At 74.5% G+C, this 26,135-nt stretch carries 23 protein-coding genes; 13 read left to right on the top strand and 10 right to left on the bottom strand.

Features of this window, described 5'->3' with window-relative positions; translation table 11 throughout:
* Positions 1-118: 118 nt before the first annotated feature.
* Positions 119-541, bottom strand: a complete 423-nt coding sequence (locus ACFO4E_RS25290; RefSeq protein ID WP_378578924.1) for a hypothetical protein — start codon at positions 539-541, stop codon at positions 119-121.
* A gap of 195 nt (positions 542-736) precedes the next feature.
* Between ACFO4E_RS25290 and ACFO4E_RS25285 the strand changes: the two genes are divergently transcribed.
* Positions 737-883, top strand: coding sequence for a hypothetical protein (locus tag ACFO4E_RS25285; protein ID WP_378578923.1), 147 nt, complete (start codon positions 737-739; stop codon positions 881-883).
* A gap of 49 nt (positions 884-932) precedes the next feature.
* On the opposite strand, the gene ACFO4E_RS25280 is transcribed toward ACFO4E_RS25285, so the two are convergent.
* Complete coding sequence (locus ACFO4E_RS25280; protein WP_378578922.1) at positions 933-1,208, bottom strand: hypothetical protein; 276 nt, start codon at positions 1,206-1,208, stop codon at positions 933-935.
* 330 nt (positions 1,209-1,538) lie between these two features.
* Here ACFO4E_RS25280 and ACFO4E_RS25275 point away from each other — a divergent pair, with 330 nt between their 5' ends.
* Both ACFO4E_RS25275 and ACFO4E_RS25270 read left to right on the top strand, forming a co-directional pair.
* Positions 1,539-1,898, top strand: a complete 360-nt coding sequence (locus ACFO4E_RS25275) for an ArsR/SmtB family transcription factor (protein WP_378578920.1) — start codon at positions 1,539-1,541, stop codon at positions 1,896-1,898.
* A 2-nt stretch (positions 1,899-1,900) separates the two neighbouring features.
* On the top strand, positions 1,901-4,054 hold the full coding sequence (locus ACFO4E_RS25270) for a heavy metal translocating P-type ATPase (RefSeq protein WP_378578919.1): 2,154 nt from the start codon (positions 1,901-1,903) through the stop codon (positions 4,052-4,054).
* A gap of 209 nt (positions 4,055-4,263) precedes the next feature.
* Here ACFO4E_RS25270 and ACFO4E_RS25265 read toward each other — a convergent pair whose 3' ends face one another.
* Positions 4,264-5,202, bottom strand: coding sequence for a hypothetical protein (locus ACFO4E_RS25265; protein WP_378578918.1), 939 nt, complete (start codon positions 5,200-5,202; stop codon positions 4,264-4,266).
* A gap of 405 nt (positions 5,203-5,607) precedes the next feature.
* Positions 5,608-5,994 (bottom strand): VOC family protein, encoded by a 387-nt coding sequence (locus ACFO4E_RS25260; protein WP_378578916.1) that lies wholly within the window; start codon positions 5,992-5,994, stop codon positions 5,608-5,610.
* Positions 5,995-6,332: 338 nt separating this feature from the next.
* Between ACFO4E_RS25260 and ACFO4E_RS25255 the strand changes: the two genes are divergently transcribed.
* A complete protein-coding gene (locus ACFO4E_RS25255; protein WP_378578915.1) occupies positions 6,333-8,048 on the top strand; it encodes an L-lactate permease in 1,716 nt (571 codons plus the stop codon).
* Positions 8,049-8,314: 266 nt separating this feature from the next.
* On the opposite strand, the gene ACFO4E_RS25250 is transcribed toward ACFO4E_RS25255, so the two are convergent.
* Positions 8,315-9,388, bottom strand: a complete 1,074-nt coding sequence (locus tag ACFO4E_RS25250; RefSeq protein WP_378578914.1) for a glycoside hydrolase family protein — start codon at positions 9,386-9,388, stop codon at positions 8,315-8,317.
* Positions 9,389-9,603: 215 nt separating this feature from the next.
* Here ACFO4E_RS25250 and ACFO4E_RS25245 point away from each other — a divergent pair, with 215 nt between their 5' ends.
* From ACFO4E_RS25245 to ACFO4E_RS25225, 5 genes are all read left to right on the top strand, one after another.
* Entirely contained in the window at positions 9,604-10,698 is a 1,095-nt protein-coding gene (locus ACFO4E_RS25245) for a LacI family DNA-binding transcriptional regulator (protein WP_378578912.1), read from the top strand.
* Between the two features lie 64 nt (positions 10,699-10,762).
* A complete protein-coding gene (locus ACFO4E_RS25240; protein WP_378578911.1) occupies positions 10,763-12,385 on the top strand; it encodes an FAD-dependent oxidoreductase in 1,623 nt (540 codons plus the stop codon).
* A 71-nt stretch (positions 12,386-12,456) separates the two neighbouring features.
* Positions 12,457-14,664 (top strand): hydantoinase/oxoprolinase family protein, encoded by a 2,208-nt coding sequence (locus ACFO4E_RS25235; RefSeq protein ID WP_378578909.1) that lies wholly within the window; start codon positions 12,457-12,459, stop codon positions 14,662-14,664.
* On the top strand, positions 14,661-15,359 hold the full coding sequence (locus tag ACFO4E_RS25230; RefSeq protein WP_378578908.1) for a hypothetical protein: 699 nt from the start codon (positions 14,661-14,663) through the stop codon (positions 15,357-15,359). Before ACFO4E_RS25235 ends, ACFO4E_RS25230 begins: the two co-directional genes overlap by 4 nt.
* The gene (locus ACFO4E_RS25225) at positions 15,356-16,711 is read left to right on the top strand and encodes a transporter (RefSeq protein WP_378578907.1); all 1,356 of its coding nucleotides are present in this window, start codon (positions 15,356-15,358) and stop codon (positions 16,709-16,711) included. Before ACFO4E_RS25230 ends, ACFO4E_RS25225 begins: the two co-directional genes overlap by 4 nt.
* 105 nt (positions 16,712-16,816) lie before the next feature.
* Here the strand turns inward: ACFO4E_RS25225 and ACFO4E_RS25220 are convergent, their stop codons facing one another.
* The 4 genes from ACFO4E_RS25220 to ACFO4E_RS25205 form a co-directional block, all read right to left on the bottom strand.
* Entirely contained in the window at positions 16,817-18,220 is a 1,404-nt protein-coding gene (locus tag ACFO4E_RS25220; RefSeq protein ID WP_378578905.1) for a glycosyltransferase family protein, read from the bottom strand.
* Positions 18,221-18,943: 723 nt separating this feature from the next.
* Positions 18,944-19,516, bottom strand: a complete 573-nt coding sequence (locus ACFO4E_RS25215) for a flavin reductase family protein (RefSeq protein WP_378578904.1) — start codon at positions 19,514-19,516, stop codon at positions 18,944-18,946.
* Between the two features lie 43 nt (positions 19,517-19,559).
* Positions 19,560-20,474 (bottom strand): DsbA family oxidoreductase, encoded by a 915-nt coding sequence (locus ACFO4E_RS25210; RefSeq protein ID WP_378578903.1) that lies wholly within the window; start codon positions 20,472-20,474, stop codon positions 19,560-19,562.
* Positions 20,471-20,995: a cupin domain-containing protein gene (locus ACFO4E_RS25205; RefSeq protein ID WP_378578901.1), complete on the bottom strand. Its 525-nt coding sequence runs from the start codon at positions 20,993-20,995 to the stop codon at positions 20,471-20,473. The genes ACFO4E_RS25210 and ACFO4E_RS25205 overlap by 4 nt, the downstream gene beginning before the upstream one ends.
* A 94-nt stretch (positions 20,996-21,089) precedes the next feature.
* On the opposite strand from ACFO4E_RS25205, the gene ACFO4E_RS25200 reads away from it, so the two are divergent.
* Entirely contained in the window at positions 21,090-22,190 is a 1,101-nt protein-coding gene (locus ACFO4E_RS25200; RefSeq protein WP_378578899.1) for an LLM class flavin-dependent oxidoreductase, read from the top strand.
* Between the two features lie 62 nt (positions 22,191-22,252).
* Here the strand turns inward: ACFO4E_RS25200 and ACFO4E_RS25195 are convergent, their stop codons facing one another.
* On the bottom strand, positions 22,253-23,029 hold the full coding sequence (locus ACFO4E_RS25195) for an IclR family transcriptional regulator (protein WP_378578897.1): 777 nt from the start codon (positions 23,027-23,029) through the stop codon (positions 22,253-22,255).
* 172 nt (positions 23,030-23,201) lie between these two features.
* On the opposite strand from ACFO4E_RS25195, the gene ACFO4E_RS25190 reads away from it, so the two are divergent.
* From ACFO4E_RS25190 to ACFO4E_RS25180, 3 genes are read left to right on the top strand one after another with little or no spacing between them, the layout of a single operon-like run.
* A complete protein-coding gene (locus ACFO4E_RS25190) occupies positions 23,202-24,188 on the top strand; it encodes an ABC transporter substrate-binding protein (RefSeq protein WP_378578895.1) in 987 nt (328 codons plus the stop codon).
* Positions 24,185-25,141 carry an ABC transporter permease gene (locus ACFO4E_RS25185; RefSeq protein ID WP_378578893.1) on the top strand — a complete coding sequence of 319 codons (957 nt, stop codon included), beginning with the start codon at positions 24,185-24,187 and terminating at the stop codon, positions 25,139-25,141. Before ACFO4E_RS25190 ends, ACFO4E_RS25185 begins: the two co-directional genes overlap by 4 nt.
* The gene (locus ACFO4E_RS25180) at positions 25,114-25,902 is read left to right on the top strand and encodes an ABC transporter ATP-binding protein (RefSeq protein WP_378578891.1); all 789 of its coding nucleotides are present in this window, start codon (positions 25,114-25,116) and stop codon (positions 25,900-25,902) included. Before ACFO4E_RS25185 ends, ACFO4E_RS25180 begins: the two co-directional genes overlap by 28 nt.
* Positions 25,903-26,135: the final 233 nt, after the last annotated feature.

Below are 26,135 nucleotides of genomic sequence, written 5' to 3'. Positions count from 1 at the left end.
CGGGGACGCGGCACGCGTTCGGCGCGGGTGGCGCTGGGGCGTGGTGCGGCGCGGTTGCGGCGGAAAGGGCGGCCGGGGGCAGCCGCGCGTCAGCGCGCGGAACTGCCGGGGGGTCGGCCTAGACCCTCCGGACGCACAGGGAGGTCAGCAGCCGCGTCCCGCCGAGCACAGCGGTGCCGGTGCGCGGACGGTGCCACAGGCGGGGCCGCGGCGGGGCGGCCTGGAAGAGGACGGCGAGCGTTCCCGCCAGGGCGAGGAGCGCGAGGATCTTGCTGTCGGCCGCGCGCTGGTCCACGTGACAGGCGGACGCGCTCTCACAGACCGGCCGCTCGCCGTCGCCGGCAGCGGATGGTCCGTTGTCCGGGGCCGCCGCGTCCACGGGCACCGTCGTGGCGGCCTCCGGTGCGCCGGAGCCGGCTCCGTCGGCGGAGGCGATCGTGGCGTGGCAGACGGAGCAGGCGAGGTAGGCGAGCACCATCAGCGACAGCAGCAGCACCCGCAGGGGGTTGCGCGCATCGCGGACGGTCCTCGCGTGGCTCACGAGGGGAACATTACCCAACACCGTGCGCCCCTCGGGCGCGGGTCGGCGATCGGTGCCGGAGCACCACGGTCGTGTGCCGGGGAAGTCGCTCCACCGTGGACCGCGCCCCGCCCGCTCGCACTTCGTCGAACACTGGCGCGATGAGGCCACGGCGAACCTCTAGGCACCGCCCGGCCGCGGATTCATAGAGGACCCATGGCACCCGCACTCACCCCCACCGCCCGCGGCGGCGGCCCAGCCGTCGGAGGATCCGTACCCGGCGACCCCGAGGACACCGGGCAGTCGGAACCCGCACCCGAGACGGACGACGCCCAAGACGACAAGGACGACAAGGACGACTGACGGCACAAGGTCCGGCACCCTGTCGGTGCCGGACTCCCATCGCCGGTCGTCACGGGCGGGAAATGCTGCACGCCGCCCTTGCGTGGCTCTCGTACACACCCAGCCCGATGAGGATCGACCGGCACCGGTCCCGGTTCGGGTTCTGCCCGGCCAGCATGTTGCAGGCCCTCTGTGACTGCACACCGACGACGTAGCCCTGAGAGACCAGGTAGTCCCGGCACTGCTGGGGCGACGCCTGCGCGGGTGCCGCGGTCGCGAAGAGCAGACCGGCGGTGGTCAGGGCCGTGGCCAAGGCCGCGGTGGCGCGTCGGGGGATCCGGTTCATGGGGGTCGTCCTCTCCGTGGGATGCGCCGAGCCTAAGCACGCGGTGCTGGTCGGCGCCGCCCGCTGGCCGGTTGAGGACTGGCGCGATGAGGTCATCCGGCGCCGTCTCCGCCCATCGCCCCCGTCACCGCCCCACCCGCCGTCGGAGGACCGGCCGTCATATCCGGCCCCACCGCCAGGCGTGCTCCCGTGACCGTCCGCGTGGGTGAGGAGGTGGGCGGCGGCCATGCCGTGGAGCGGGGAAACGGTGACGCCTCCTGCCGGTGACCCGGCTGATGTCCCCTGACGGGACCCTTGCTCGAACACATCAACGTTCGTTAGTTTGTTGGTATGGCTTCCGATGAGTGCGAGTTGTTGTGTCTGGATCTGCCCCACGCGGAGGACGTGCGTCTGCGGGTGGTCGCGGAGGAGCGGGCGCGGACCGCGGCCGAGCGCGCGAAGGCGCTCGCCGACCCCACCCGGCTGCGGATCGCCAGCGCGCTACAGGCCGGCGACGAGCTGTGCGTGTGCGATCTGGCGTGGGTGTGCGGTGCGTCGAAGAACCTGGTGTCCCACCACGTGCGGCAGTTGCGGATCGCCGGGCTCGCCGCCTCGCGGCGCGACGGCAAGCTCGTGATGTACCGGCTCACCGACACCGGGACGACCCTGCTGGCCACCCTGATCGCGCCGACCGCGGTTCAAGGGGAGTAGCGGTGTCGGACATGTGCTGCGGGGACGACCCGCCCAGAAAGGCGATCCCCCTACGGACCCGGCCCGCTCCCGCCACCCCCGCCTGCGAGTGCTGCGCCCCCCCTCCCACGGTCGCGGCCCCTGCTGCGGATCCGGCCGGTCGCGGCGACCCCACCTGGGCGGACTCCGTCCCGACCCCCGAGGCGCCCCAGGCCCCCGGGAGGCCCGGTTGCGACGACCCCACCTGTGCGGACTCCGCTCCCGACGCCGACGCGTCCCAGGCGCCGCGGCCGTTGTGGCGCTCACCGGCGGCGCGCTGGGCAGGCGCGGCCGGGCTGCTGTGGCTGGCCGGACTGCTCGCCTCGGGCCTGGCCGCCGGCCCCGTCGCCGACGTCCTGTTCGCGGGCGCGATCGCGGCGGGCGGGTGGACGTTCGTCCCCGGCACCCTGCGCGCCCTGGCACGCGGCGGACTCGGCGTGGGAACGCTCATGACGGTCGCCATGGCCGGCGCCGTCCTGCTCGGCGAGGTCGGCGAAGCCGCGATGCTCGCCTTCCTGTTCTCCCTGGCCGAAGCGCTGGAGGACTTCGCCGTCGCCCGCACCCGGCACGGGCTGCGCTCCCTGCTGGCCCTGGTCCCCGCCCGCGCGACGGTCGTGCGCGACGGCCGCGAGACCGTCGTCGATCCGGCCGAACTCTCGCCCGGTGACGTGCTGGTGGTCCGGCCCGGCGAACGGATCGCCACCGACGGCGTCGTGCGCTCGGGCCGCTCCGCGGTGGACACCTCAGCGGTCACCGGTGAATCGGTTCCCGTCGAGGCGGCCGTAGGCGACGCGGTGTACGCGGGAACGGTCAACGGCGGCGGTGTCCTGGACGTCGAGGTGACCGCCCGCGTGGCCGACAACTCCCTCGCCCGCGTGGTCCACATCGTGGAAGAGGCGCAGGAGCGCAAGGGCGCTGGGCAGCGCTTGGCCGCTCGCATCGCCCGACCCCTGGTCCCGGGCGTCCTCATCGCCGCCGCGGCGATCGCCCTCCTGGGCAGCGTCTTGGGTGAGCCCGGGGTGTGGATCGAGCGCGCCCTCGTCGTCCTGGTCGCCGCCTCGCCCTGTGCCTTCGCCATCTCCGTCCCCGTCACCGTTGTGGCCGCCATCGGGGCGGCCAGCCGCTCCGGCGTGCTCATCAAGGGCGGCGCGGCGCTGGAGGCGTTCGGCACGATCCGCACCATCGCCCTCGACAAGACGGGCACGCTCACCCGCAACGAGCCCGCCGTGATCGCGGTCGCCCCCGCCGCCGGGTGGACCCGTGACGAGGTCCTGGCCCGCGCCGCCGCGCTGGAGGCCCGGAGCGAACACCCCCTGGCCGCCGCCATCCTCGCCGCCCACCCCCCGGTGCCGGCCGCCACCGGGGTGGAAGCCGTTCCCGGCAGCGGGCTCACCGGCAGCGTGGACGGGACCGTCCTGCGCCTGGGGCGCCCCGGCTACATCGATCCCGGCCCGCTCGCCGCCGCAGTGGCGGACCTCCAGGGCCAGGGCGCGACGACCGTCCTGGTCGAAGCCGGCGGACGGCTCGCCGGTGCGATCGCGATCCGCGACGAACTCCGGCCCGAGGCCGCCGAGACCATCGCGCACCTGCACCGCCAGGGCGTGCGCACGGCCATGCTCACCGGCGACAACGCCCGCACCGCACACGGCCTGGCCCTGACGGCGGGCATCGCCGAGGTGCACGCCGGACTCCGCCCGGAGGACAAGGCCGCCATCGTCACGAAGCTCGGCGCGGGCGGCCCCGTGGCCATGGTCGGCGACGGCATCAACGACGCCCCCGCGCTGGCCACCGCCGACCTCGGCATAGCCATGGGCGCCATGGGGACCGACGTGGCCATCGAGACCGCCGACGTCGCCCTCATGGGCGCTGACCTGCGCAACCTGCCCCGCGCGCTGGCCCACGCCCGCCGAGCGCGGCGGATCATGCTCCAGAGCCTGGCCCTGTCGGCGGGCATCCTGCTCGTGCTCATCCCGCTCGCGGCCCTGGGCGTACTCGGCCTGGCCGCCGTGATCCTCATCCACGAACTCGCCGAAGTCCTGGTCATCGCCAACGGCATCCGCGCCGGGCGCGTCCCCCGAACCGGCGGCCCCGCCCTGCCGGAGCCGGCGCCCGAACCGGTGCCGCAGACCGCCCGCTGACCATCCGGGCACGCCGCCTCCGCCCACGGCCTGGCGCTTCCACTCCCCGGGGCGCGGCGACAATGGCGGACCGTGAGAACGCGGTCGATGAGCGACGACCCCGCGCCCGCCCCCGCCACGACGACCCCGCGTCCAGCCGATCCCGCGCTACGACCTGGGCGACGCCGTGGTGGCCCAAGGAGCCGGACACGTGCCGGACATGGGCGGGATCAGGCGGGTAGCTCCAGCTCGGCTTCGAGGGCCCGGCGGAGCCGGCCGTAGCCGGGCGCGGCCCGGCGCAGGCCCGATGCCAGTGCCTCGTCATCCCCGGTGACCAGGGGGTGCTGGAGGGCGCCCAAGGCACGCGACTGCTCGGCCGCCTCGGCCGCGGAGCGCTCCAGGCCCAGGAGGGACAGGCAGTGGGCCGCGTCGCCGAGCCTGCGGGCGCCGAGGCGGACGCCGAACGCCGCCAGCAGGTCGCGCACCCGCGCGTCGAGTCCGCGCTCGACCTGCGCGGCCAGTGCTTCGAGGGCCGGGGCGCCGCCGAGCGTTGCGCGGGGCGCCGGCCGGTCGTCGCGCCCGGCCAGCCACCGGGCGGCGCCCGGCAGCGATCGGCGCAGCGCGGCGGCCGGGTCCACGGCGCGCGTCCGGGCGAAGGCGGCGCGCATCACGAAGGGCGCGTCGGTGTAATCGACCGAATCCGCCCGCCAGGCGTCGGCGAACGCCCCGGCCGGCAGCGTGGCGTAGGGGTGGCCGTGCGGATCGTGCAGCAGCACGGTCGCGCCGTCGAAGGCGAGGACCACGGCATAGTGGTCCCCTTCGCCGGGGGCCGGGGTGCCGGGCCGGTAGAGCAGCAGCCCCATGTCCACCGGGCCGACCAGGACGGGGCCGCGGGCGCACGCCGCACGCAACCGGGCCAGCGCCGCGTCCGCCGTCCCGCCGGCGCTGTGTTCGCAGGTCCAGCCGAGCAGGTCGATGGCGGTGTCCAGGCCGATCTCGGGATCCCAGCCGTAGGGGTCGAAGAACGGCAGCACGCCCGCGACCAGCTGGGCGCCGAACGGCGAGCCGGTCAGCGTCTCGATGACGGCCGGCGAAGGGGCGTCGGGGCCGATCACCATCCGCAGGGAGTGGGTGTAGCAGTAGGGGCCGGAACCGGTGTAGGCGAGCATGCGCGAACCCTTCGATCGGCCGGCGCACCGGAGCCGGCGCAACGCGCCGGCCGCCTCCGGGACCGCCGGCGGCGGAGATGGCGCCCCCCAGTCCAGGGCCTGCCACGGTGTCAGGGTCAAGCGGCCCGCGGGCACCCGCGCGGCGGCCGTCCGGCGGGGCCGCGGCCGGCCGGGCCTCGGAATCCCGGCGGAACCCGGCCGCACCCTCCCGCGACGGGCGCGATCTCCGCACGTACTCCGGGCCGGCCTGTGCGGCCCGCTGGGGGCGGGCCGACGATGGCGGCCATCGACCCGTTCGGCAACGAATCGCGGTTCCGCGAGCCCACCGGCGACCGCGGGGAACGGGAACGCACCCGGTGCGTTCCGGCGCGCCCGCGCCACCCCGGCGGATGACGCCGGGGGCCGTCAGGCCGGATCGCCCTCCCGGTCCCGCGACACGCAGAAGGGGTGGCCGGCCGGATCGGTGAAGACCCGCCACCCGTCGCCGCCCGGCTGGTGGTCCGGCTTGCCCGCGCCCAGTTCCAGCAGCCGGGCCTCGGCCGCGTCCACGTCCGCCACGGCGAAGTCGAGGTGGGACTGCTGGGGGACCGTCTGGTCCGGCCAGCTGGGAGCACGGTAGCCGTCGACCCGTTGGAAGCCGATGATGAGCCCGTCCCCGCGGACGAGTCCGACGAAGTGGTCGTCCGATTCCGGGTAGAGCTCGAACCCGGTGGCCTGCTGGTAGAACGACGCCAGAGCCGCCGGATCAGGGCAGTCGAGCGTGACCGCGAGCAACCTCAGCTTCAGGGGCATGGCACCTCCGTGCGATCGGCGGCCTTTCGGGGTGCACACCTTAACGGCGAGCGCCCGTCGCGGCCATGGCCCGGGTCCCCGTGTACGGGGACCCGGTGTCCGGACGGCGGGGAGTCCGGCACGCACCAGGGCCGCGGTGCGGATGGCGCGCCCGCCGTCCGCGGTCCGATCGCCCGCCGGCACCGGGCGGAGCGCAGCGCACCCCTTGCGTGACGCTGTGGCCGCGCTTACAGTCGACCCCGAACTGAAAGCGCTTTCCGATTCTCGTGGGCGCGGCCCGTCGTCGTTCCCTCCGACCGACTCCCCAAGCCGACCACGCACAGAGCGGAGCGAGCCGCATGGGCTGGGTGCAGAACTACGAACCGATCGGTGGCCTGTGGGGATCCGCGCTGCTGGCCGCGCTGCCCATCGCGGTACTGCTCGTCGCACTCGGGGTCGCCCGGCGCTCGGCGCACCTGTCGGCCGGGCTCGGGCTGGGCGCCGCGCTGGTGGTGGCGCTGGCCGTCTACCGGATGCCGGTGGACCTGCTGGCGTCCTCGACCGTGCTCGGCCTGGTCTTCGGTCTATGGCCCATCGCCTGGATCGCGTTCAACGCCGTGTACTTCCACAACGTCACGGTGGCGACCGGCCGGTTCGAGAGCATCCGTGCGGCGCTGGCCGGCTTCAGCCCGGACCGCCGGATCCAGGCGCTGCTGATCGCGTTCGGCTTCGGGGCGCTCCTCGAAGGGGTGGCGGGCGGGGGTTCTCCCATCGCCATCACGGCGGCGATGATGGCGGCGCTCGGCTTCCAGCCGGTCAAAGCGGTCGTTCTGGCGCTGCTGGCCAACACCGCGCCGGTGGCGTTCGGCGGGCTCGGCAACCCGCTCATCGTGCTGGGCACCGTGGCCGGGCCGCTCATGGACATGGATCCGGAGACCGCCACCGAGCTGTTCTCCGCGATGACCGGGCGCCAGGTGCCGCTGCTGTCGCTCATCGTCCCCGCGTTCATGGTGGTGGTCCTGGCCGGGTGGCGGCGGGCCTGGGAGGTGTGGCCGGCGGTGCTGGTCACCGGGGCGAGCTTCGCGGCCATGCAGTTCGTGGTCGCCAACTACATCAGCCCCAGCCTGGTCGACGTGGTGGCCGCGCTCACCGCCATGGGTGCGCTGTGGCTGCTGATGCGGGTGTGGCGGCCGCCGTCGGTGTGGCGGTTCGAGGGTGAGGAGAGCGAGCAGAGCGGCACGGCCCCCCAGACGGGCGCCGCCACCGCCACCGCTCCCGCAACGGCCCCCGCGCACACCGGCATCCGCGCCTGGACCCCGTACCTGATCCTCGTCGCCGTCATCCTCGTGTCGCGGATCGGCAGCCTGTTCCCCGCCCTGCCGGCGTGGGCGAACGTGACCGTGTGGCTCCAGAGCGCCACCTTGGAGATCCCGTGGCCCGGGCTGCACGAACGCGTCGTGCGGGTGGCGCCGATCACCTCGCCCGACGCGCCCTACCCGGCGGTGCTCACCATCGACCTGCTGTACTCCGCGGGCTCGGTGGCCCTCCTCGCCGCCGTCATCGCCGGCCTGTGGATGCGCGCGACGCCGGCCGTGCTGGTGCGGGTCTACTGGCAGACCTTCGTCCAGATGCGCTGGGCCCTGGCCACGATCATGATGATCCTGGCGATCGCGCACGTGATGAACTACGCCGGCGCCACCTCGACGCTGGGGCTGGCACTGGCGCAGACGGGGTTCCTGTTCCCCTTCTTCGCCGCGTTCGTCGGCTGGCTGGGCGTCTTCCTCACCGGATCGGACGCCTCCTCCAACAGCCTGTTCGGCCCCATGCAAGTGGTCTCCGCCCAGCAGCTCGGCGTGGACCCGGTGCTGGCCGGCGCCGCGAACACCTCGGGCGGTGTGATGGGCAAGATGATCTCGCCGCAGAACCTGTCGGTCGGCGCGACCGCGATCGGCCAGACCGGCCGGGAGTCGGCACTGCTGCGCGAGACGTTCTGGTGGTCGGTGGCGCTGACCGCGGTCGTCGGCCTTCTCACGCTCGCCCAAGCGCACCTGTTCACGTGGATGATCCCGGGCTGACCGCCGCCGCGCCGAGGCCGACCCGGGGCCGGCACCGCCGCGGAGGAGGCCGGCGGGCCCGGGCCTCCTCCGTCGAACGGTTCCGCCGCCGAGCGGCCCGCAGGAGGCCTCCACACGCGGGCCGGCCGGAAGGGCTCGGCGTCACACGCCCGATGGCCCCCTCGCGGGGCCCGAGCGGACGGCGCTCGGGCCCCGCGCCGTCGCTCAAGCGCGGTGGGGAGTCCCGCACTTCCGGTCCGGGCGGGGGCGGCCGGCCCGGCGCGGGGTCACGCCCGGGCGACGGCGATCGTGGCGCCCAGGCGGCTGCCCGCCTCGTAGATCATGTACCGGGTTCCGAGGTGGGTCCCGTACGAGGGTGCGGCCGAGCGCCCGTTGTCCGGCGCTCCGGCCAGGGGCCGGTGCGCGACGCCGAGGTGGCGCCGCCGCGAGAAGTCGCGCCCGACCTCGGTGACCCGGATGTCGCCCTCGCTCGTGTGGTAGGAGACGTAGGTGGTGCCGCCCTGTTCCACCACGTGCGGTCCCGACACGTCGGTGACCCCGACCGCCTCGTGGTCGATCAGCGGCCGGGGGTCGAAGTCGAAGGTGATCCCGTCGGCCGACCACCCCCAGCCGATCGAACGCCGGTTGCTCCTGTCGTTGCGCATGAACACCATCACGTAACGGGACCCGCGGTCCGACAGCGGGTGCTCGAACACGCGGGCGTAGGAGGTCTCGGTGGTTCCCGAGGGCAGCATCGACGTGTTCAGCACCACGCCCTCGTAGGTGAAGTCGATGCCGTTGCGCGAGCGGGCCAGGCGCGTGGTGGTGTTCTCGCCGTGGAAGTACAGCCACATCTCACGCTCTTGCTCGTTCCACATGACGTGCGGCGAGGAGACGTGGCTGACCGAGTAGTGCGGCGACCACACGCGCCCGACGATCGGGTTGTCGGGGTACTCGGTGTAGGGGCCCTCGGGGGTGTCGGCGTAGGCCAGGCAGATGCCGCCGGGGGCGTCGTGCGGAGCGTAGTAGAGCAGGAAGCGGCCGGGGGCGTTGGACAGCCGCCCGGCCGTCCCGCGCAGGCAGGGGAAGATGAACTCGCCCGTGGGGTTGTAGGCCAGGTTCGCGGTGTTCAGGGCCCTGCGCACGAACTTGTACTCCGGCAGCACGCCGGCCGCGGCGGTCGAGGCGCCCGCGGCGGTCGTGGCGGATGCGGTGGACGCGGCGGCAGGGGAGGCGGCGAGCCCGCCGAGTGCGCCGGCGGCGGTGGCCGCGGCGGCTCCGCGCAGCACGGCGCGGCGGTCCATTCCGTGGGTGTCGTTCGCGGGAGTCGAGGGGCGGGGCTCGGGCGGTGTCTCGGGCATGAGGCTCCCTTCCGGGGTGCGCCGGGGGGCGGCGCGCCCGGGTGTCGGAACGTGAGCTTCGACCCGTTTCGATGCCGTAGTCAAGGACCTAATACGTATTAACGAAACTTCGTCGACTTCGCCGGAAATCAGCCGGAAACTCTTGACGCGCGACTGTGACGCAGATCAAAGTCGTGAGCTAATCCGCATTAGCCCGCGAACAGAGGAGACCGCCGGTGTCCGACACCGTGCCGCGGCCGTCGAAGCCGTCGCGCCCGACCGGCCGGGCCAAGCCCCGCCAGTCCGACATCGCCCGGGCGGCGGGCGTGTCCCAGGCGACGGTCTCCCTGGTGCTCCGGGGGACGGAGAGCGGCGTGGTGCTGGCCGCCGAGACGCGCCGGCGGGTGCTGCGCGCCGCGGAGGAACTGGGCTATGTGCCCGACCCCGTCGCCACCCGGTTGGCCGCGGCGCGCAACGGCATGCTCGGCCTCTACACGTTCAGCACGACCTTCCCCACCGATGTGGCGCACTCCTACTACCCCGTGCTCGTCGGCGTCGAGGAGGAGGCCGCCGCGCAGGGCCAGGACCTGATCCTGTTCACCGGCGCCAGCCGTGCCGCCGACACCACCAGCCACGCCGCCGCGGTGCGCCGCGTCCGCGCGGCCGACGGCTGCCTGTTCTTCGGCCGCCACGTGCCCGACGACCCGATCCGCCGGCTCAGCGACGACGGGTTCCCCTTCGTCTACATCGGCCGCCGGGACGAGCCCGGTATCAGCTACGTCGGCGCCGACTACGTCGCGGCATCTGCCGAGGTGGCCGTGCGCATCGCCGAGCAGGGGCACCGCCGGGTCCGCTACCTGCGCGAGAACGACGACGCCCCCGCCTCCACCGACCGCGAGCGCGGTGTGGTCGAGGGCGCCCGCGGCGCCGGGATCGAGACCGCCGGCCTGGTCGAGCGCACCGATGGGGGCGACGTGGACGCCCGGCTCGCGCGCTGGCGCGACGCAGGGGTCACGGCGGTCATCACCGAGGAGACCGACACCGGCGCGGCGCTGTCCGGGCTCACCGCCGCCATCGCGCGCGCCGGCCTGAGCTGCCCCGGCGACCTCTCGCTCGCCCTGCTGGGCACCCCCGCCGCCCCCGCCGGAGCAGCCCTCGGGACCGCCGGGGAGATCAGCGGCTTCAGCGTGCCCATGCGCGAGATGGGGCGCGCCGCCGTGCGCCTGCTGCTCGACCTCATCGAGGGCACCCCCACCCCGCGGCGGCACCTCCTGCTGGCCTGCGCACCCGTGCCCGGTACGACCATCGGCCCGCCGCCCCCGGCGCGCTGACCCGCCGCCTCGCATCGTCGTCCCCCACCCCCGTCCTCCGCAACCCACCACGGAAAGGCGCGCAATGACGGAGAGCAGTACCGAGATCCTGGTCGTCGGAGGCGGACTCGGCGGTGTCGCCGCCGCCCTGGCCGCCGCGAGGTCCGGGCGCAGGGTCGTCCTCTCGGAGGAGACCGACTGGATCGGGGGCCAGCTCACCTCGCAGGCGGTCCCGCCCGACGAGAACCCCTGGATCGAGCGGTTCGGCTGCACGGCCTCCTACCGGCAGGTGCGCGAGGGCATCCGCGCCTACTACCGCCGCGCCTACCCCCTGCGCGCCCAAGCCGCCGCGTCGCCCCTCCTCAACCCGGGCGCCGGACGGGTCAGCAAGCTCTGCCACGAACCCCGGGTGGCCCTGGCCGTGCTGGAGGAGCTGCTGGCTCCGCACCGCGCCGCCGGCCGCATCACGCTGCTCACCGGCCACCGGCCCGTCGCCGCCCACACCGACGGCGACGAGGTGCGCGCGGTCGAGCTCGAAGACGCCCAGGGCCGGCGGCACACGGTCCAGGCGGCGTACGTGCTGGACGCCACGGAGAACGGCGACCTGCTGCCGCTGACCGGGGCCGAGTACGTGACCGGGGCCGAGTCCCACGCCGAATACGGCGAGCCGCACGCCCCCGAGACGGCCGACCCCGCCAACCTCCAGGGCATCACCTACTGCTTCGCCGTCTCCCACCACGAGGGCGAGGACCACACGATCGAGCGCCCGGCCCTCTACGACTTCTGGCGCTCCTACCGGCCGGACTTCTGGCCCGGGCCGCTGGTGGGCTTCACCGCACCCGACCCGCGCACCCTCGAACCGGTCACCCGCACGTTCGTCCCCAACCCCGATACCGACCCGCTGGACGTGGCCGCCGACCAGAGCGCCGACGCCGGCGACAAGGAGCTGTGGGGATTCCGCCGCATCCTCGCGCGCAGGCTGCACCTGGCCGGGGCGTTCGACTCCGACATCACGCTGGCCAACTGGCCGCTGAACGACTACTGGCTCAAGCCCGCCCTGGAGATCGACGGCCACGCCGACGCCGGCACCGTGCGCCAGGCCCACGAGGAGGCGCGCCAGCTGTCCCTGTCGGTGCTGTACTGGCTCCAGACCGAGGCCCCCCGCATCGACGGCGGCACCGGGTTCCCCGGCCTGCGGCCCCGCCCCGATGTCACCGGCGCCGAGCACGGCCTGGCCAAGGCCGCCTACGTGCGCGAGTCCCGCCGCATCAAGGCCGTCACGACCGTCACCGAGCACGACGTGGCGATGGACCTCGTCGGCCCCTACGGCATCACGCGCCGCCACGACTCGGTGGGGATCGGCAGCTACCGCATCGACCTGCACCCCTCCACCGGCGGCGACACCTACATCGACATCCCCAGCGTGCCCTTCGAGATCCCACTGGGCGCACTGCTCCCGGTGCGCATGCGCAACCTGCTGCCCGCCGGCAAGAACGCCGGCACCACCCACATCACCAACGGCTGCTTCCGGCTGCACCCCGTCGAGTGGAACATCGGCGAGAGCGCCGGGCTCCTCGCCGCCTTCTCCCTGGACAACGGCACCCGCCCGCACGCGGTGCGCGAGAAGGAGGACCTGCTGGAGCGGTTCGGCTCCCTCCTCGACCGCACCGGCGTCGAACGCCACTGGCCCGACGTGCACGGCTACTGACAGCCCTCCGGGGGAGGAGCCCGCGGCCTCCCCCGCCACCCTCCCACCCCCGCCCTATGAAAGGCGCGGATATGACGACCGAACCCCATCCCCCTTCCGGACCGGCCGAAGCCGCCGGACCGGAAGGCGCGGCCGTACGCATCGGCATCGACGTCGGCGGCACCTTCACCGACGCCGTCGCCGTCAGCGCGAACACCTTCGAGCTGCTCGGCCAGGCGAAGGTGCCGACCAGCCACGACCACGCCGACGGCGTCGCCCACGGCATCATGGCCGCTCTGGAGCGCCTGCTCGCCGACATCGGCGTCGGCGCCGGCGACGTCACCTTCCTCGCCCACGGCACCACCCAGGCCACCAACGCGCTGCTCGAAGGCGACGTCGCCACGGTCGGGATCGTCGGCATCGGCACCGGCTACGACGCCTTCGCCACGGGCCGGCTGCGGTCGCTGGCCCGGCTCAAGCTCGACTCCGGCCGCCCCCTGCCCATCCGCTACGCCGGCCTCAAGCACCCCGAACGGCCGGGCGAGGCGCGCGCCGCCGTCGACCGGCTGCGCGGCGAAGGCGCCGATGTCCTGGTGGCGGTCGAGCCGTTCAGCGTCGACTCCCCCGAAGGGGAGGACGCGGTGGTGGCGGCGGCCGGGCAGGCGGGCATGCCCGTCACCGCCACCCACGAGATCACCCGGCTCTACGGGCTCGGCAAGCGCGCCCGCACCGCGGTCCTCAACGCCGGGGTGATGCCGCGCATGCTGGAGACGGCCGACCTGGTCGAGAGCAGCATCACCAAGGCCGGTGTCAGCGCGCCCCTCATGGTGATGCGCTGCGACGGCGGGGTCATGTCGCTGGCCGAGATGCGCTCCCGGCCGCTGCTGACCGTGCTCTCCGGCCCGGCCGCCGGGGTGGCCGGCGCGCTGATGGGCGAGAAGGTCAGCGAGGGCGTGTTCCTGGAGACCGGCGGCACCTCCACCGACATCAGCGTCATCCGCCGCGGCCGGGTGCAGATCCGGCACGCGCGCCTCGGCGGCAAGGAGACTTACCTGTCGGCGCTGGACGTGCGCACCGTCGGCGTCGGCGGCGGGTCGCTGGTGCGGCTGGGCACGGCGCGCGGGGGCGGGGCCAAGGTCGACGACGTGGGCCCGCGCAGCGCGCACATCGCCGGACTGTCCTACGCCTGCTTCGCCGCGGCCGACGACCTGCGCGACGCGCGCCTCGTCCGCATCAGCCCGCGGGAGGGCGATCCCGCCGACTACGCCGTCATCGAGGCCGCCGGAGGGCGCTTCGCGCTCACCCTCACCTGCGCGGCCAACGCCGCCGCCCTCGTCGCCGAAGACGACTACGCCCGAGCCGATCCCGCCACCGCCCGCGCCGCGCTGGAGCCGCTGGCACGCGAACTGGGCACGGACGTCGAGAGCGCCGCCCAGGCCGTGCTGCGGCGGGCGACCGACCGGATCGAGTCCACGGTCGCCGGACTCATCGCCGACCACGGGCTCGACCGGGACGTGTGCACCCTGGTGGGCGGGGGCGGCGGCGCGGCCACCGTCACCCCCTACCTGGGCGCGCGCATGCGGCTGGAGGCGCGCATCGCCGCGCACAGCGAGGTCATCAGCCCGCTGGGGGTGGCCCTGGCGCTGGTGCGCGAATCGGTGGAGCGCATCATCCCCGGCGCCGGCCACTCCGACGTCCTGGCGGTGCGCACCGAGGCCGAGCAGGCCGTCCTGCGCCAGGGGGCCGACCCCGCCACGGTCGAGGTGGACGTCACGGTCGACCCGCAGCGCAACCTCGTCTCCGCGGTGGCCACCGGCGCCACCGAGCTGCGCACCAAGGACCGCGCGCGTGCCATCGGCACCGAGGAGGCCCGCCGGAGGGCGGCCGAGAGCCTCGGAGTGGCGCCCGGGGACGTGCGGGAACTGGCCGCGACCGCCCAGTACCGCGTACTCGGCCACACCCACCGCCCCACCGGGCTGGCGCGCCGCTTCGCCCGCGAGCGCACCCGCGTCCGCGTGGTCGACACCGAGGGCGTGGTGCGGCTGCACAGCGCCGACGCCCGCGTCGACACCATGACCGCGGGCACGGCCGACGCGCGGCTCAAGGAGCTGGTGGAGGAACGCACCTCCTACGGCGACGGCGGCTCCCGCGCCCCGGCCGTGTGGCTGCTGGTGGGCCCCAAGCTCGTGGACCTGTCCGGGGTGCTCGACGCCGGCCACCTGATCGCGCTGGCCGCGACCGAGACGAACGGGCGCATGCCCGGCGAGGAACTGGTCGCGATCATGGAGGAGCGACGGTGAGCGCGCCGACCCCCGCACCCGCCGGACGCGCCGCGCCGCGCCGCTACGCCCCGGCGGAGCGCTACGCCGAGCTCGCCGCGCTGGACGACGTCGAACTCGCGGCCCGGCTGCTCGCCGCCACGCCCACCCACGAAGGCAGGAGCCCCGAGCGGCTGCGCGAGTGGGCGCGCACCGCCCTCGCGGTCGGCGCGGAGATGGCCGACGACACCGACGCGGCCGACGGCGGCACCGACCTCCAGGTCACCGAGTCCGCCGGCGGGCTCCGCCGCGACGAGGTGCTGCTCGCGGAGTACCGCCACCGGGCGCGCGGCGGCACGGTCGTCCTCTACACCGACGCCCTCGACTACGCGCACGGGGTCGCCGAGGCCGCGGGCTGGGCGGCGGACTTCCCGCGGGAGGCCGTCCGCGCCGCGGCCCTGCACCACGAGCGCGCGCACCGGCTGCTGCACGGCGCCCGCGGCCGCGAGCTGCGGCGCCGGCTCGACCACACCGCGGCCGCGGTGGGGCGGCTGCGCATCCGCGGGCACGTGGTCGGCGCCGACGAGATCGCCGCGCACGCCTACGCCCGCCGGCGCGGCCGGATGCGGCGAAGCCCGCTGCTGCTCACCGCCGCCCTCACCACGACCCTCGCCCATGCCGGTCCCCCTGCCTCGGCGGCGCCGGCGTCCGTCCCCTTCCCCGGAGGCCCAGCATGACCGCGTTCGCGATCCTCGCGGTGATGGCGGTGGGCGTGGGGCTGATGCTCACACGCCGCCTGCCGACCGCCTTCGCCCTGATCCTGATGTCCGTCGCCATCGCGCTGATCGCGGGCGCGCCGCTGACGGGCGAGGAGGGCAGCGTCACCGGCACCGTCCTCCAGGAGGGCGCCGCGAGGCTGGCGCCCACCATGGTCGCCATCCTGCTCGGCTGCTGGCTGGGCACGCTGATGTCGGAGGCCGGCATCGCCTCCACGCTCGTCCGCAAGATCGTGGAGTTCGGCGGAGAGCGGCCGTCGGTGGTCGCCGTCGGCGTGTTCGCCGTCGCGATCCTGTGCGGCAGCATCACCGGTTCGGCCCCCGCGGCGATGCTCGCCGGGGTGGTGGGCATCCCCGCGATGATCGCGGTCGGGGTGCCGCCGGTGGTGGCCGCGGGAACCGTGCTGGTCGGCATCGCGGCGGGGCTGCCGCTGGAGCTGATCAACTGGCAGTTCCTCTCCGACGCCATCGGCGTGCCCGTCTCGACCGTGCAGCACTTCCAGCTGCGGATGTTCCCGATCGCGGTGGCCGGCGGCCTGGCCTACATCCTGATCGAGATGCGCCGCCGCGGCGCCCGCCACACCTGGGCGGTGCGCGTCCCGGCGGGCGCCTCGGGGGCGGACGGCGGCGGCAGCGGGCCGGAGACCGGCCCGGACGGGCCCGGCGCCCGGGGCCGCGCGGCCCGCCGCCGCGAGCGCCGCGGCGACGCCCCCTGGTACGCGCTGCTCACGCCCGTCGTGCCGATCGCGCTCGCCCTGGGCCTGGAGATCCCCATCATCCCGGCGCTGCTGACCGGCCTGGTGTTCGCGCTGGTCACGGCGGTGCGCTGGCGCGAAATGGCGTCGACGGCGCTGCGCACCCTCTACCGCTCCTTCGACGTCGCGGCGCCGCCGATCGTGCTGTTCATCGCGATCGGCATGCTGCTGGCGGCCGTCAACCTGCCCGGCGCTATCGACGCCCTCAACCCGATCGTCACCGCGATCAGCCCGAGCAGCCCGTGGCTGTTCGTCGCCGTCTTCGCGGTCCTGGTGCCGCTGTGCCTCTACCGCGGCCCGATGAACATCTTCGGCCTGGGCGCCGGGGTGGCGGGGGTCCTGATCTCCGGCGGCATCTACCCGCCGTCCGCGGTCCTGGGCATGATGGCCTCCTACGGCCAGGTGCTCGGGGTCTCCGACCCCACCAGCACCCAGACCGTCTGGAGCGCCCAGTACGCGGGGGTCCGCCCGGAGCACTCCATGCTCTCGACGATCCCCTACACCTGGGTGGTCGCCATCGCCGGCCTGGCGCTCACCGCGTGGCTGTACCTGCTCTAGCCGACCGGCCCGGCTCCCGAGCAGGGGGCCGGGCCGGCGGCGGCCACTCGCCGGCGGCGCCGGGGCCGCGGCCGGTGCCACGGACGGGCGGGCTCGGACATCCGGTCAGGAGCCTTCGGCGGCCAATTCGTCCCAGAGCCGTCGCCACGGTCCGGCGGGGAAGTGGGCGTCGATCCGCTTCCGGTTCCGCCGCATCCCCTCGGTGAACCACTGTTCGCCGTCCGCCCGGGCGCGCATGAGTCCGAGCATCTCCTCGGCCGTCTCCCGCGGATCGCCGTCCCCGGGCAGGCGTGCGCACAGGAACGCGTCGCCGTAGATGTCGCCGAAGGCGTTGAAGTCGCCGACCGCACTGGGAATGCCCGCGATGGTGGCGAGCGCCGGCCCCAGGCCCACGGTCTCCACGTCCGGGCGGTTCGGCGTGAAGAGCACCCCTCCGCCGGTGGCGGCGCCCACGCGCAGGAGGTCGACCTCGTCGAGGTGCCAGAGGCGGTCCGCCGCCCGGTGGCTCTGGAGGGGTACCCCGTCCAGGAACCGCACATGGTCCAGGACCTCCTCGTGCCGGGCCGCGTCGAGGACCTCCTTCGTGTAGTCGGGGTCCTCACCGAGGTCTCCGAAGACCAGCAGGAGGGGTTCCGGCCGTCCGTGCTCCCTGCTCAGCTGCCTTATGCGGGAGAAGAGCCGGATCGAGATCTCCACCCCTTTGACCCTGAAGACGCGGACGGGGACCAGGAGCAGGGGCTGTCCCGGTGCGGCGCCGATCTGTTCCAGGAACTCCGCGTGGCGGTCCTCCAGCGCCTCGGGGGGAGATTCGGGGAGCACGTTGGGGACGGTGACGGGTTCCAGCGGGGTGGGGTATCCGCACGCCTCGTCGCGCAGCGCCTCCGACACCACCGCCCAGCGGTGTGCGGGGTGGCGGCCCGGCAACGGCGTGAACTCGTTGGGGGAGGGGGGATAGAGCCGTTCGCCGTCCTCGTGCACGGCGCAGCTGCCGAACAGGTCGTGGTCCCAGAAGAGGACCCCGCCGGGCCGTCCGCCGCCCCAGCGCCGCGCCGCGGCCCGGTGGAGGGCCAGCGTCACCGGAACGGCGTCGGACAGGGTCATGTTGACGGCCACCACCCAGTCCGTGCCGTGCTCGTCGAGCCATTCGCGAAAGTACGACTCGTAAGGGGCGGCCAGAGCCTCGATGCGCCGGTGCAGGTGTGCCTTCTCCGCGGGGTCGAGACCGTCCGCCCGGGCGACGCGGGACCGTATGTCGAGGAGCTCGGCGGCGAGTTCCGGCTCCGCGCAGGGGAGGGCCCGGCTCACGTCGAGCCAGGGAGGGTAGGCGCCCGGTCCGGCACCGCCGGGAAAGAAGGCCGGCTTGTCGGGGCGCCATGAGTAGCCGAGGTCGGCGGGGATGGGCTCTTCGGGGACCGGTTTCCCGTGAAAACGGGTCACGACATTGCGGAAGACGGTGAGGAGACCGCTGACGGGGAGTCCGTCTCCGCAGACGAGTGCGAGTTTGACCAACGTCCCACCTTTCCCGCCACCGGGGTGGCGGCCTTGCGACCGGTCACGAACGCGCTGAGGCGATCGGCATTCCCCCATTCATCGGACGCACCCGACGCTTCCGTGCAGCGTACCCGCATAATCCGAGAAAAGAAATGCAATTCATCGAATTCGATCGGATGAAGGGCGTGCCAAACCGGTATGAGCCGGACGACTCCCAATATCCGACCGTGTCGCCCGTCAAATGCGGTGGAAATGGTTTCAGGAAATTGGGGACTTCGCATGCGGCACCGGCCCGCGGGCGGCATGACCCTCGCCGGAACGGGCGGCTTCGGCGGGGCCGCCGGGGAACCGTGCGGCCCCCGTCCGGCCGTGATCGGACCTTCCGGGGGCCGCCGGTCGGGGAGCCGCCGCGGGAGACCTTCCGGCCGTCCGGTCCGCGGCGGATCCGGCCGGTGATGCTCGCGTCCTCGATGGCGCCGTCCCCCGGCCGGCATCAGGGCCTTGGACAGGATCAGCGCCAGGCGGCCGCCGTCCTGCTCCAAGGGCCAAGGTGACCGGGTGCCCGCCCAGCAGGTCGGTCCGGGTCCCGTCCCGGCTCAGGCCGAAGTCGGGGACGGTGCGTTCCAGCGGTTCCTCCCCTGTGATGCCCAGCCGGTCGGCGACCGAGCCGAGGGCCTTGTCGCCGCGCTGCGTGTCCCCGCCCCTGCCGGGCGGCACATCCGCCGCCCGGTGGGCGCGCGCTCAGGGGAGCGGCCGGAGTCCGCCGAATGCGCCCTGGTGGTAGAGGAGGGGGCGGGCGGCGCTGTGCACGTCGGCGGTGCGGACCCGGCCGACGACGAGCCAGTGGTCGCCGACCTCCTCAATCCGGTGCAGGCGGCAGGACAGGTGGGCCGCCGCCCCGCCGAGCAGCGGGGTTCCGTCGGGCCCCCGGGTCCACTCGGTGGGCGGGGCGAACCGGTCGCCGCGGCGGGCGAAGCGCGCGGCCACCTCGCGCTGGTCCTCGGTGAGCAGGTTGACGGCGAAGTGCCCGGCGCCCCGCAGTCGCGGCCAGGTGGACGACGACGCCGCGACGTAGAACGCCACCAGCGGCGGGGCGAGGCTGACGCTGGTGAACGAGGTCGCGGTCAGCCCCACGGGGTGTCCGCCGTCGTCGGCGGTGACCACCACCACTCCGGCCGGGTGGGCGCCAAGGGCGCGGCGGAACTCGTCCGCGCCGACGTCGGGGCGGTCGCCCGGGGGAGTCCCGGGTGGGGAGCCGGGCCGGCGCGGGGCGGCGGGGGCCGATGGTTCGCGTGTCCGTGCGGGCCTGGTCATGGCGCCTCGCTTTCTCGTACGCCCCGGCGGGGGCTCGGTTCGGTCACCGGGCGGCGCCCTCCGCGCTCCGTGCCGGTGCCGCGGCGGGGTCCGCTGCCGGGCGCCAGACGTCGCCGTTGGCGGTGGGTGTGCGCAGCGCGCCTCGGGGCGGGCGGCCCCCGGCGAGCAGGTCGACCTCGGGGCCGGTGAGCGTGCCGTGGGCCGCCAGCAGCTCCTCGGCGGACGGAAGGGGGCGGGCCTCCTCGGTGATACCGGGCCACAGGTCCGACAGCGCCGCCTCGTACTCCTCGACGGAGCGGTACCCGGGCAGCACCACGGTGCGCCCGGCGGAGGAGAACAGCAGTGTCGGAAAGGCGTACCGGTGCTCCGCTCCGTCGGCCACCGGCGGGCCCGGATAAGGGGTGGAGCCGGCCCGGGCGGCCTGTCCGGTGGCCGGGTGCACGCGCCGCGCCTCGGCGGCCTCCGCGCGCAGCACCGAGTGTGCGCGGTCGGTGTCGAGGCCGGCCAGGAGCCCGCCGATGTCGAGCCCGGGGACGCCGGCGAGCGCGCCGCGCAGCCGTCCGGGGCTGTCCGCGGGCCGTCCGTCCAGGTAGAGGGCTTCCCGCAGGCGGCGCAGGACACGGTCCGCGACCACCGGGCCCTGGCGCCGCGCGCTGATCACGGCCCGGCTCGCCGGGCCGGTGGAGCGGTGCGTCCAGTGCAGGTGCCCGGTGATGGGGGCGCCGGTGGCGCGGGCGACCTCCGTCCAGCGCTCCAGGTGGGCCTGAGCCGACCTCTCGGGGTGGAAACCGGGGTCGGTCGCGAGGGCGTCGGCGATCTGCAGGCCGAAGACCCGGCGCCAGTCCACCAGGTGCCCGTAGCGCAGCCGCAGCAGCCGGAGCCGCGGTTCGCTCGCCCAGGCGACGACGCACCCGGGGTCGGTGTACTCGGTGACGGACACCGGGGCGTGGGCGCTCATCTGGCCTCCTGTTCCGTGCCGCGGTCGCCGCCGTCCGCCGCGCCGGCCGGGATCCCCTCGGTCGACCACAGGCTGGGCAGGTTGACCACGATCCCTTCCTGGGTGCTGCGGCCGATGACCACGACGGCCTCCTCGTCGGGGGAGGGGTTCTCCTCGCGGTGGGGGACATAGGGCGGGACGAAGATGTAGTCGCCCGGCCCGGTGTCGATGCGGACCTCGTCGTCGCCGTCGGCGAAGACGAACGAGGGGTGGCCGGAGACCACGTAGATCGCCGTTTCGGCCTCGCCGTGGTGGTGGTCGCCGGAGTTGGTCGTGGGGCCGACGTGGGTCTGCCCCATCCAGATCTTGCGCGAGCCCACGGTCGTGCCCGAGATCGCCTCGAAACGGCGCATCCCGGAGGTCTGGCCGGTGTCGCCGCTGACCGCGCTCGCCGGGATGTGCTCCAGGCGTCCGTGCCAGACGCCGTTGCCGTGCGCGTGGTCAGGGGAGAGGGGGGTGCCGCCGCACGTCTCACTCGTCACCGCGGGCTCCGATCCGTTTAGTCTACTATCTTGACCTAGTTACTAGGAATTACTACATTATGGATGCTTCTTCGCGCAATATGGGATGGTGAGTATGGTCGAGTTCATCGGCATGATCCGGACGTCCGACCAGTCCGAGATCCGCAAGCGGCGCGGTCCCCTCCTCGACCGCGGCTACACGCGGCGCTTCGCGCAGGCGCACGAGGAGGCCGGCTTCGACCGGGTCCTCATCGGCTACCACTCCTGGGACGCCGACGGGTTCGCGGTCGCGGCCTACGCCGCCGCCCACACCGAGCGGCTCGGATTCCTCATCGCCCACCGGCCCGGCTTCATCGCGCCGACGGTGTGGGCGCGCAAGATCGCCACCCTCGACCAGTTCACCGAGGGCCGGGTGGCCGTGCACATCATCAGCGGGGCCAGCGACACCGAGCAGCGGCGCGACGGCGACCACACCGACAAGGAGACCCGCTACCGCCGCACCGACGAATACCTCGACGTCGTCAAGCGCACCTGGGCGGCGACCGATCCGTTCGACTTCTCGGGCGAGTTCTACACGGTGAACGGGGCGCTATCGCAGGTGCCCACGTTCTCCCGGCCGCGGGTGCCCATCTACTTCGGCGGCTCCTCCGCCGACGCCTACCGCGTGGGCGGCCGGCACGCCGACGTCTACGCGCTGTGGGGCGAGCCGCTGAAGGAGACCGCCGAGCAGATCGCCGCGGTGCGCGCCTCCGCAGGGAAGGCCGGCCGCGACCCCGGGGAGGTCGGGTTCTCGGTGTCCTTCCGTCCCATCCTGGGCCGCACCGACGAGGAGGCGTGGGAACGGGCCCGTTCGATCCTGGGCGCGATCGAGGGCGGCGCGGTTCCGCCCTCGGGCAACGGCAGCGCCCCCTACATCCTCGGGCGGGAGTCCGGAGAGGGATCGCGGCGCCTCCTCGCCGCCGCCGACCGGGGAGAGGTCCACGACCGGGCGCTGTGGACGGCCACGGCCAGGGCCACCGGCGCCGCGGGGAACTCCACCGCTCTGGTGGGCAGCCCCGAGACCGTGGCACGGGCCCTGCTCGACTACGTCGACATCGGTGTGACGACCGTCCTCATCCGCGGCTACGACCCGCTGGAGGACGCCGTGGCCTACGGGCGCGACCTGCTCCCGCTGGTCCGCGCCGAGCTGGCGCACCGGCGGGCGGCGCCGGCCTGACGCGCCGTCCTCCCGGGGGCCGGTTCCGGGCGGTCGCCGGGGCCCGCGGCGGCCGCGCCGGGTCAGTCCGCCCCGAGCAGGGCGGAGAGCCGGGCGGCCGCCTCCGTCACCGCGACCGCCAGCTCCGCCAGGCGGTCGTCGCCGAACCGGACGCTGGGCACCTGGAGGGCGACGGCCGCGAAGACCCCGCCCGAGGCGTCGCGCACCGGTGCGGCGATGGCCCGGACGCCCGCGACGCGCTCCTGGTCGGCGAGCGCGTAGCCGCGCTCGCGCACCCGGGCCAGTTCCGCGTCGAGTCCGGCGCGGGTGGTGATGGTGGCATCGGTGTAGCGCGGGTAGGGCTCGGGCCGGGAGAGGGAGGGGTCCCCGAACGCCAGGAGCGCCTTGCCCATGGAGCAGACGTGGGCGGGGTTGCGGGCGCCGGGGTGCTGGTCGTAGCGCAGCGGCTGCGGCGAGGGGGACTGCATCAGGATCGCGACCTCGTCCCCCGAGCGCACGCCCAGGGTGACCGACTCCCCCGTGGCGTCGCGCAGCGCCTCCAGCGCCGGCCGCATCGCGGTGGCACCCAGGCGCTCCAGCGCGACCCGGCCGAGGACGGCCGTGGTGACGCCGAGGTGGTAGCTCTCCGTCGCCGGGTCGCGGCCCAGCAGGCCGGTCTCGCTGAGGGCGCGCATCAGCCGGTGTGCGGTGCTCACGGTCAGGTCGAGTCGGTGGGCGGCCTGGGTCGGGGTGAGCGTGGGGGCCTGTTCGAAGCAGCGCAGGATCGCGATCGCGCGGTCCACCGACTGCGTCCCGGTGCGGGACCGGGCGGCCGTCGGTTCGGAGGTGTCGGTGGTCATGGTCTCCAGTCTCGCTCTCAGAAGGACCCGGCGCAGCGCGCGGGCCGCACGCCGATTCAACCCACAATCTTGACTGATTTAGTAGGTATTCCTGTATCGTGCGATCAGTCAACCTCATTGTGGGATCTACTGGCGGCGGGATGACCCCGCCCCGATGCTCAGGAGCCGTCCGATGACCTTGCACCAGCGGGCGGCGGCCGCCGCGGCCGCCGCGTCCCTCCTCCTCGCGGCCACCGCCTGCGGCGGGGCCGAGGCCGGACCCGCCGACGACATCTCCCAGGTCACCCTGCGCGTCGGCGACCAGACCGGGGCCACCCGAGCGCTTCTGGAGGAGGCGGGGCTCCTCGACGACGTGCCCTACGAGATCGAATGGTCGGAGTACGCGGCAGCGGTCAACCTGCACGAAGCCCTCAAGGCCGACGCCATCGACGTCGGCGGCGCCGCCGACGCGCCCACGGTCAGCGCGATCGCCGGCGGCTCCGACATCCAGGTCTACGCCGCCTGGTCCAACGACGGCAAGGGCACCGCGCTGGTCGTCCCAGAAGACAGCGACGCGCGGTCCCTGGCCGACCTGGAGGGCGCCGAGGTCTCCCCGACGACGCGCGGCAGCATCGCCCACTTCCTGCTCCTGCGCGCCCTCCAGGAGGAGGGGATGGACGCCGACCAGGTCCGGCCGGCGTTCCTGGCACCCGTGGACGCCAGCACGGCGTTCTCCTCGGGCGGTATCGACGCCTGGGCGACCTGGGGGGTCTACCTGGAGCGCGCCCGCGGAGAGCTCGGCGCCCGGGTCCTGGTCGACGGAGAGGGCCTGCTCCCCGGATACAACGTGCTCAGCGCCACCGGGGACGCTCTGGCCGACCCCGCGACGGCCGAGGCCCTGGCCGACTACGCCGAGCGCGTCGACGCCGGCTATGCGTGGGGGCGCGAGCACCCCGACGACTACGCCGAGTTCTACGCGGGCTTCGCCGGCCAGACGGTGGCGATCGCCGAGCAGGTGACCGAGTCCAACACCTCCTACCAGCGGATCCCGGTCGACGCCGCGCTGGGCGATCGGCTCCAGGAGACCTACGGGACCTGGGTCGGCGCCGGTGTGCTGGCCGACCGGGACCTGGACCTCGGCGACCACATCGCCGCCGGCGCGCCCCCGGCCGGCGAATGACCGCCCGCGGGCAGCGCGCCACCGATGAGAAGGGCGGGCGGGGACCGGCCGCGGGCGACCCCGCCCCCCGCCGCGACGCCGCGGCCCCTCCGGCGGCGGACACGGCCGCACCCCGCGGCGTCCCGGAACCCCGCCGCCAGAACGGGCCGATCGCGACCGAGACCGTGCGCAGCGCCGCCGAGCGGCGCCGCCGGATACCGCGCTGGGCGGTGAAGACCCTCAGCCCGATCACCCTGGTCGCGCTGTGGCAGGCGGCGAGCGCCACCGGCGCGCTCCCCGCCGAGACCCTGGCCGCTCCGTCGGTCGTGCTGGCCACCGCCGCCGACCTCGCCGCAACGGGCGAACTCCAAGAGGCCGTGCTGACCTCGCTCGGCCGGGTCCTGGCCGGCCTGGCGATCGGGATCACCACCGCCGTCGTCCTCGCCACGCTGTCCGGGCTCTTCCGGCTCGGCGAGGACATCATCGACGCGCCGGTGCAGATGCTGCGCACGGTGCCGACCATCGGCCTCATCCCGCTGCTAATCATCTGGTTCGGCATCGGGGAGGAGCCGAAGATCGCGCTCATCGCGCTCACCGTCACCTTCCCGCTGTACATGAACATCTACGGCGGCATCCGCAACGTCGACTCCGCCCTCATCGAAGCGGCCCGCACCCTGGGAGTGGGCTGGTTCGGCGCCATCAGGCACATCGTGCTCCCGGGCGCCATGCCCGGCGCGCTCGTGGGGCTGCGCTTCGCATTGGGCTCGGCCTGGCTGGCGCTGGTCTTCGGCGAGACCATCAACGCCACCTCCGGCATCGGCTACCTGATGAACAACGCCCGCGAGTTCTTCCAGACCGACGTCATCGTCGTCTGCCTCGCGCTCTACGCCCTCCTGGGGCTCATCGCCGATTTCATCGTCCGACTCCTGGAAAGGGTGCTCCTGGCATGGCGACCGGCCTTCAGCGGAACCTGACCTCCTCCACCTCGGCCGTATCGGCGTCCGGTCCCGCCGCGGGCCCTGGCGCGGGGGACGACGCGCGGGCCGTCGTGCGCGTACGCGGCCTGACCCGCGCCTTCGACGGACGGCGGGTCATCGACGCGCTCGACGTGGACGTGGCGCCCGGCGAGTTCGTGGCGCTACTCGGCGCCAGCGGATGCGGCAAGTCGACCCTGCTGCGGATCCTGGCCGACCTCGACCGGGCCATCGACGGCGAGGTGACCGTCGCCCGCAGGCGCGCCGTCGGCTTCCAGTCGCCGCGCCTGGTGCCGTGGAAACGGGTGTGGCGCAACGTCGTCCTCGGCCTGCCGGGGCGCCCCGACCGCGGCCTCGCCGTCCGGGCACTGGAGGAGGTGGGGCTGGGCCACCGCACCGATGTGTGGCCCAAGGTCCTCTCCGGCGGCGAGGCCCAGCGCGCGGCCCTGGCCCGCGCCCTCGTGCGCGAGCCGGATCTGCTGCTGCTCGACGAGCCGTTCTCGGCCCTGGACGCCCTGACCCGGATCAAGGCCCAGGACCTCGTCGCCGAGCTCTGGCAGCGCCACGGCTGCGCCGTGGTGCTGGTGACCCACGACGTGGAGGAGGCCGTCCTGCTCGCCGACCGCGTCCTGGTGATGGACAGCGGGGTCATCGCCCACGAACTCCTGGTCGGCCTGGAGCGCCCCCGCGACCGGTCGGCCCCCGGTTTCGTCGCGCTGCGGACCGAACTGCTGTCGCTGCTGGGCGTCCACCCCCACTGACCCGGACGGCGCCGCACCCGGTGCCGGCGGCCGCCGCCCCTCGGCGCGATCGGCCGCCCGGCATGCCCGGTTCCCGGGACGCACCGCTGAACCCCGAGAAGCACGACTCGGGGTTGTCGGGTCGCGAGATCGTCCGGATGACGGACCCCGGCGGCGAACGCGGTCCCGGGCCGCGCGCCTCCTCGCCCCCCGATCCGAGGATCACGGGGCGGCCCCTCCGCTGGAAAGGGGGG

Source organism: Nocardiopsis mangrovi, from assembly GCF_042653925.1.
GTDB classification, from domain to species: Bacteria; Actinomycetota; Actinomycetes; order Streptosporangiales; family Streptosporangiaceae; genus Nocardiopsis_B; species Nocardiopsis_B mangrovi.
Note: the sequence above shows the minus strand (reverse complement) of the source record. Positions and strands in the feature narration are given on the sequence as shown.